A 261-nucleotide genomic window follows, 5' to 3' on the forward strand; every position below is an offset into this window, starting at 1 on the left:
GGTTTTCGTTTTCGCGGACTGATTTGAGGATCATGCCGAAAGGCGAATTGATGATGCGCCAGATCGCAAAGACCCCGATCACAAACACAGCCAGCACAAAATAATACATATTCATCGGCTGATTAAGGTCGATGAAGCCAAACAGATAGCCGCGTGGCACACCCTGAAGACCATCTTCGCCGTGTGTAAAGGCCGCCTGCAGACAGAAAAAGAAGAACATCTGCGCTAAGGCCAGCGTGATCATCGTTGAATAGATGCCCT

At 49.4% G+C, this 261-nt stretch carries 1 pseudogene; it reads right to left on the reverse strand.

Going from position 1 to position 261, the window contains the following annotated elements:
• Positions 1–261: pseudogene (locus QSJ70_RS27545) on the reverse strand (branched-chain amino acid ABC transporter permease); the annotation flags it as partial.

Source organism: Brucella sp. NBRC 12950, assembly GCF_030268145.1.
In the GTDB taxonomy this organism is placed as follows: Bacteria; Pseudomonadota; Alphaproteobacteria; order Rhizobiales; family Rhizobiaceae; genus Brucella.